General features: G+C 46.3%; 7 protein-coding genes and 1 pseudogene. 4 read left to right on the top strand and 4 right to left on the bottom strand.

Annotation, left to right across the window (positions count from 1 at the left end):
- Together H6G03_RS37960 and H6G03_RS12200 are read left to right on the top strand one after the other, a co-directional pair.
- Positions 1–194, top strand: a pseudogene (locus H6G03_RS37960) (RNA-guided endonuclease TnpB family protein); the annotation flags it as partial.
- A 174-nt stretch (positions 195–368) separates the two neighbouring features.
- Positions 369–521 (top strand): chlorophyll a/b-binding protein, encoded by a 153-nt coding sequence (locus tag H6G03_RS12200; RefSeq protein WP_190464644.1) that lies wholly within the window; start codon positions 369–371, stop codon positions 519–521.
- 152 nt (positions 522–673) lie between these two features.
- Here the strand turns inward: H6G03_RS12200 and rpoD are convergent, their stop codons facing one another.
- From rpoD to H6G03_RS12180, 4 genes are all read right to left on the bottom strand, one after another.
- Positions 674–1,804, bottom strand: coding sequence for an RNA polymerase sigma factor RpoD (gene rpoD, locus H6G03_RS12195; protein ID WP_190464643.1), 1,131 nt, complete (start codon positions 1,802–1,804; stop codon positions 674–676).
- An 877-nt stretch (positions 1,805–2,681) separates the two neighbouring features.
- Positions 2,682–3,380, bottom strand: a complete 699-nt coding sequence (locus tag H6G03_RS12190) for a polysaccharide deacetylase family protein (RefSeq protein WP_190464642.1) — start codon at positions 3,378–3,380, stop codon at positions 2,682–2,684.
- A gap of 105 nt (positions 3,381–3,485) precedes the next feature.
- Complete coding sequence (locus tag H6G03_RS12185) at positions 3,486–4,253, bottom strand: hypothetical protein (RefSeq protein WP_190464641.1); 768 nt, start codon at positions 4,251–4,253, stop codon at positions 3,486–3,488.
- 132 nt (positions 4,254–4,385) lie between these two features.
- The gene (locus H6G03_RS12180; RefSeq protein ID WP_190464640.1) at positions 4,386–4,964 is read right to left on the bottom strand and encodes a hypothetical protein; all 579 of its coding nucleotides are present in this window, start codon (positions 4,962–4,964) and stop codon (positions 4,386–4,388) included.
- 174 nt (positions 4,965–5,138) lie between these two features.
- Here H6G03_RS12180 and H6G03_RS12175 point away from each other — a divergent pair, with 174 nt between their 5' ends.
- Positions 5,139–5,396: a hypothetical protein gene (locus H6G03_RS12175; protein ID WP_190464639.1), complete on the top strand. Its 258-nt coding sequence runs from the start codon at positions 5,139–5,141 to the stop codon at positions 5,394–5,396.
- Between the two features lie 12 nt (positions 5,397–5,408).
- Positions 5,409–6,308, top strand: coding sequence for an alpha/beta fold hydrolase (locus tag H6G03_RS12170; RefSeq protein WP_190464638.1), 900 nt, complete (start codon positions 5,409–5,411; stop codon positions 6,306–6,308).
- Positions 6,309–6,345 lie beyond the last annotated feature (37 nt).

The following is a 6,345-nucleotide window of genomic DNA, read 5'->3' as shown; positions in this document are numbered from 1 at the left end:
TAAATGTGGATTTATTTTGGACAGGGATTGGAATGCGGCACTGATGATTCTAAAAGTAGCCTTGAGTACGGTAGGGCATACCGGAACTTGGATCGAAGATCCGAACGCTTCAGGAGATTTGGCCGCTACTTTGGTTGGAGTAATCCAGTCGCAAGCAAGCTGAGTCTATGAATGAAGAATCCCCGTCCCTTTAGGGCTCTTGAGTGTCAATTCTCGCTGTTATGGTTAATAGTTCGTGGTTCGTGGCCATGAACTACACCGACAAAGCAGACTCAGGCAAACAAAATGCAGATAGTTGCTCTTTTGCCAAGTCCTTGTTATATTAATTTATGTACATTTACAAAACGTAACTAAGTGGAGTTCGTACCATGCAAGGTGAAGATCGGAACGATGTAAAGTTGGGTTTTACTCCCCAAGCCGAAAATTGGAACGGTCGTCTAGCCATGATTGGCTTTATCGCCGCATTGATTACTGAACTCGCTACTGGCCAAGGTGTACTGCACTTTTTAGGTCTGATGTAATCATTGGGGTCTTCATATTTCCTCCGGTATTTCAAGAAAAACTAACTGGGAGTTCGCAAAAAAACTTCCAGTTTTTTGTACTTGAAAAAAAAATTGAAAAACTCCGATAAAAATCAATTACCGGAGCTTCATATAAACAGCAGATTGCTTTTTTAACGAATATATTCTTTGAGAATGCTATTGCGGTTGGGATGGCGCAATTTGCGAAGCGCCTTAGCTTCAATTTGACGAATTCGTTCGCGAGTGACGTTGAAAATCTGACCTATTTCTTCCAGAGTCTTCATGCGTCCGTCATCCAAGCCATAGCGGAGTCGCAAAACATCGCGTTCGCGTGAGCTCAAGGTATCGAGGACGCTTTCCAAATCTTCTCGAAGCAGATTCTTAGAAACTTGATCTTCTGGTGTTTCGCCATCGGATTCAATAAAATCGCCCAGTCGGGAATCTTCTTCTTTACCGATCGGCGTTTCCAGAGAAATGGGTAGTTGAGCTGATTTAGCGATGAAACGCAACTTCTCGATGGTCATTTCCATACGAGTAGCGATTTCTTCTTCAGTGGGTTTGCGACCCATTTCTTGAGAAAGCAACTTAGTGGTTTTCTTAATTCGGGAAATAGTTTCGTACAGATGAACGGGCAAGCGAATAGTACGAGATTGGTCGGCGATCGCCCGCGTAATCGCCTGACGAATCCACCAAGTTGCGTAGGTGGAGAATTTATAGCCTTTTTCGTGATCGAACTTTTCAGCTGCTCGAATTAAACCGAGGCTGCCTTCTTGGATTAAATCCTGAAAAGACAGCCCCCGATTCATATATTTTTTGGCGATCGAAACTACCAAACGAAGGTTTGATTGTACCATCTTATCCTTCGCCCGCCGACCGACATGAAGGCGATGACGGAATGCTGGCAACTGCATATTGACAGCTTGAGCCCATTCGCTGTCATGCGGATCTCTGTCAAGGTCATCAGAGAGTTTTTCCCGAATCCGCTCCAATTCGAGTAAATCCGCAATTTTTCGCGCCAGTTCGATTTCCTCATCTGCCCGCAAGAGCCTAATTCGGCCAATTTCTTGCAAATAAAGGCGAATTGAGTCTTCTGTATAGTGCTTTTTCTTGGCTTGAGATCGACGACGGGTAGAGCGAACCTTACCAGGCTTCCCGTCGTCTTCTTCTGTCGAAACCTCTTCTAGAAAATCTTCTCGACCTGCTTCTTCCTCAAATATAAATTCGAGTTCAAGATCGTTGATAGGCTGATCGAGGGTTTCTAATACGTTGTTAGCCTGGGTCATGCCGCGTTCCTCATGCTCCTTTGGGTTAACAAATCAACAACTAAAGATGATTAAGAATCGAGATCCCTATTTTCTAGCCAGTAGCGCACCGGATTAGCCTTAAATACTATATCTATGGTTTACTGACTGGGGGAAAAACAGAGTGCTTCGCAGCGGAAAAGTTTCCTTGTCTGGAAGCGCAATCGATAACTTTGCAGTTGGGTCTGGCAAAGATCTTTCCGATTGTAGCCTTTCTCACAGAAATTGCACGCAGTTTTTCATAATATCCACGCTATTTTTTCATCTTCTCTATCAATCTGGAAAACAATTCGAGATTCTGCTTTTGCACCAAAGCCAAAAGGCCGATCGTGCAAAGCAGTGGAATAGGCTGGAAAATGCTGGATAATTCGATCTGCGTTGACAAAAAACGAAAGTTCAGACGAACCGTACCCATCGAATTTTATAGGCTTCGTTGGGCTTTGCTATTGTCTGTTTAACTGCGATTAAGGCTGGAAAAATTTCTGCACCCATCTTTTGTCGATTTCCTTAAATTAGCTAGGAGTAGCGTTCGCCATCTGTCAAGCCAGTTCGGTTTACTCTATTTTTCCCGTTTTTTGGTGTCTGCTGGGGAAGGGTTTAACTGGATATCTCGCCTGGACAGCAGACTGGAAAGTTAAACCCGCACCTGAAAAGCTGGTATCCCGGCAGTAGTTACTTTGGATGGAAATCCATCCTACGCAAGCCATTGGGGAGAGATTTTACGTTAAACTGATAAGTCTCAGTCCAGATAGACTTGACAAATGGCTGAAGTACTCATCTGACATTCTAATGAACTAATCTCTGATATGACAGCTAGTAGAGAAGAGAAATTAACAATTCTCTGACTAAACTGCTTAGCTTACCGGGCGCGGGGGTAGGAGATTTGCTGCCATAGCCGATCGACTGTAACAAATTTCAGTCCAAGTTGTAGTAGAAGCTCAATAATTTGGGCAGTCGTTTCGGCGACATCTTGCCCACCGCAAGCACCATCGTGCAAAACAATGAGAGAACCGTTGCGAACCTGTCGTAGCACGCGCTGTACCACAACAGAAACTCCAGGTCGCAGCCAATCTTCCGGAACCACACTCCACATTACCGGGCGATAGTTCCACTTACGCAACCACTTCAAGGTTTGGGGTGTAAACATCCCGTTAGGAGGTCGAACATCGCGGACTTGTTTGCAGACATCCTCTAAATCTAACTCGCAGGCATTGGCGATCGCGATTTGGGTTTGCGACAAACTCCATCTGAGAGAGTCGGGAGCGAGACGGGGAAAGATGCGATGATCGTAACCGTGCAAACCAACCCAGTGACCCCGCCGATAAACCTCCTTAGCGATATCTGGTGTTCGATTTACACAAGCACCCAACCAAAAGAAACTGGCTGTGATGTTGTAGCGATCTAAAACTGCCAACAGTTGCGGTGTCCACTGTGGGTGGGGGCCATCGTCAAAGGTAAGGGCTACATAGGGTTGTGCGACAGATCCTGCCCAAAGACAGTTGTTAAAGGTAGGCTTGAGAATTTGGTAAGCAATGGGATAAAGCGGAGCGAATTGCATACAGCCTTGAGAAAGGGAGATAAGGAGATGGGGAGATAGCGAGAAATGAACATTCCTTGATTCTCCCCAGTCACAGCTGGCAGATCGGCAATTACCAATTATTGATTAGATAATGCGGCGTGACTTAGCAGAACAGTTTAGATCTGCTGGGATTGAGAAAGGTCTCGAGCCACCAGCGATTTGTGGAAGATTGTCAAATGCTTGCAAACCATCAAGAACCGCATCCCGGATCGTCGCTTCTGACTCTTGAGAAAGCATGATGCGAAAATAGTCTGCGATCGTCTGTTGCTGACCTTTGTCATATTTAGTTCCCAAACGTGTCAGATGCCGAACCGCGATCAGACGTTTGAGGGGATTAGTATCGGTCAGTTCTGCCAGCATTCGATCGAGCTTTGCTTCATCTCTAAAAGCTTGCCGTCCAAATATATGCCAAAGCAGCAATACCAAAATTGCCAGCGTACCCAAGCCTTGCAGCATGGCACCGACAGCGATCCAAGCACTATTGCTATCAGATCCGATCGAGATTGCCATATAGCTGCTGAGGGTAGCAAGTCCGCCGCTGCCGACTGCGATGGTTAATTGACGGTTAGCGCCTCCAAATATGCGACGCAACTTCGATCGATACAATTGCCAGTCCCACACTTGCAGTCGATAGACAAACCACATTACCAGCACGCCAACACTGGTAGCCAAACATAGCTTCCAGTGCCAAAACAGCATGGCAATCGCTGCACTCAAACCCAAAAACCAGAATCCCAAACTCCCAAAATACCGACCCGAAAGCCATTTGAAGGCTCTACTTTTGAATTCTGGAAGCGACGAGTCTGGTATTTGGCTGACAAGTTGCTGCCACCAAAACGAAGCCTGTGCCACGTTGCTTACCTGTTAACAATGAATAAGTGGTGAACTACCACACACTAAATACTACTGGGTTATCGAATACCACAAAAGCAGCATACCCGATAGTAATTATTACAAACGAAATGCACAAGCGATCGCTAGCCCCTACAGCTGGAAGCTCAAATCGTCCACAGTAAATTGACCGTCAAAAGCGCTGAAGGTGATTCGGTAGATATTTGGCGCTTTGATACTCAGAGGCGCGTTGGGGGGTATTTGGGAGTCCGATCCGGCTAAGTTTGGCCCTGGCATCTCCACTTGAGTAAGCCGCTGATTATCGCGATCGTAGGCAGATAGAACCAGCCGCTGCGAACTGGTAACAAACGCTTTGACAAAGCAAACCGGATGCAGGAAAGTAGCTTCTAACCATCCTGTCTTGGGAGCTCCCATCAGTACTGTAGCTCCAGAGCGAGCGGGAAAAGCTGGGTTAGAGGGATGGATAGCTATGCAGTTATGAAAGATCGCTCCCCAGCGTTGAAACTGTCGATCTACTACTTCAAAACACTTAAGATCTTCCAGGTTCAAATAAACATAGCCCGGTACGCTCACGAGTAAATCCGATTCCGATGTAGTTTGGCCACGGCTGGGGGAAGCAAAAAAAGTCGGTGCATCGATCTCATCGATCGCCAGCCCCACTCGTCCCAATGGCCCAAAGCCATCTGACTGAGGGCTGTACTGCTTAGACATAAGAATTTCTGAGTACATTTCCTGATAGACCAGTTCGACTATAAGCTGTTTTTTGAACTCCAGATCTTAAGCAAAACCTTAGTATTGTTTTAAAAATCGCTTCAGAGTTTACGGCACGCTACGCTGCGGTCTAAAGCTACTTGGATGCGTCTGAGATTATGCTGTTACACTAACATGAAAAAAACTTGTATGGGGTCTGACCCCCCATCGCGATCGGTAAGTAGCGTAAATCCCTTGGATGAGCATTTTGAAGTTGAAATCGGCTCAGCACAAGCGATAAAAAATTTACCGAATCTTTACAGGAAAGCAAGTTATCTTCAAATAAATCGCCGAGAGTCCCCCGCTATATCTTCATCTGTACTAACCTGGGTAAAAATCAACCTACTGCCAGAAGATAAAGTGAAGCGCCATCATCAATCAATAGGTAAGTAATGAGATTTATCTATGTTTCAACCACCCGGCTTTGAACAACTATCGGTGATGACCTCCCTCGGCAGAATGGTATATTACACAGCCCAAGGGGAATTATGGGGGCGTCAGGATGCTACTGGTGCAGAAGAACTGCCTACTTTGGTATTCTTGCACGGCTTTGGTGGCGGGTCATCTGCCTACGAGTGGTCTAAGGTATATCCCGCTTTTGCTACGGAATACCGTATTTTGGCACCGGATTTAATCGGTTGGGGTAAGTCGAACCATCCAGCTCGCAATTACCGGATTGAGGATTACCTGACGACGATCGCAGAGTTTATCGAGCAAACTTGCAATGGGCCTGTGCCTGTAATTGCGTCTTCTCTGACAGCTGCTTTTACCATCAGGATAGCCATCAACCGCCCGGAATTATTCAAGTGCCTAATTCTGACTACTCCCGCAGGTCTGGCGGATTTTGGGGAAAATTATGCCAGTAGCTTCTTTGCCCAGCTGGTAAGCGTACCGATTCTCGATCGCATCATCTACAGTACCGGAGTTGCCAACCCCAAAGGTATTAGGACATTTTTAGAGCAGCGTCAATTTGCCGATGCTCGTCGGGTCTACGATGAGATTGTGGAAGCATACCTGGAATCGGCTTTGGCAGAAAATGCTGAATATGCGGCACTTTCGTTTGTGCGGGGCGATTTGAGCTTCGATCTGTCCTTGTACATTTCCCAGTTAACTGCACCCACCGCGTTTATTTGGGGCAAACAGTCTCAGTTTACGGGGCCAGAAATAGGGCAGCGCTTGGCAAGTTTGAATCCCTCAGCCATCCGATTTTTTCAACATTTGGAAGATGTCGGGTTGACGCCTCAGCTGGAATTGCCTGCGGTGACAATCGGTTTGATTCGGCGATTTTTGAAAGAACTCAGCTAGCCGATAGGGTGGGCAAAAGCCCACCCTAGTGTTGCCA

This window comes from Aerosakkonema funiforme FACHB-1375 (assembly GCF_014696265.1).
GTDB lineage: Bacteria > Cyanobacteriota > Cyanobacteriia > Cyanobacteriales > Aerosakkonemataceae > Aerosakkonema > Aerosakkonema funiforme_A.
This window is presented reverse-complemented; position numbering and strand designations above follow the sequence as displayed.

Bases quoted from the DNA above. Each gene is read 5' to 3' on its own strand.
- H6G03_RS12190 (WP_190464642.1), bottom strand. From the start codon at position 3,380: ATGCAATTCGCTCCGCTTTATCCCATTGCTTACCAAATTCTCAAGCCT.
- rpoD (WP_190464643.1), bottom strand. From the start codon at position 1,804: ATGACCCAGGCTAACAACGTATTAGAAACCCTCGATCAGCCTATCAAC.
- H6G03_RS12175 (WP_190464639.1), top strand. From the start codon at position 5,139: ATGAAAAAAACTTGTATGGGGTCTGACCCCCCATCGCGATCGGTAAGT.
- H6G03_RS12180 (WP_190464640.1), bottom strand. From the start codon at position 4,964: ATGTCTAAGCAGTACAGCCCTCAGTCAGATGGCTTTGGGCCATTGGGA.
- H6G03_RS12170 (WP_190464638.1), top strand. From the start codon at position 5,409: ATGTTTCAACCACCCGGCTTTGAACAACTATCGGTGATGACCTCCCTC.
- H6G03_RS12200 (WP_190464644.1), top strand. From the start codon at position 369: ATGCAAGGTGAAGATCGGAACGATGTAAAGTTGGGTTTTACTCCCCAA.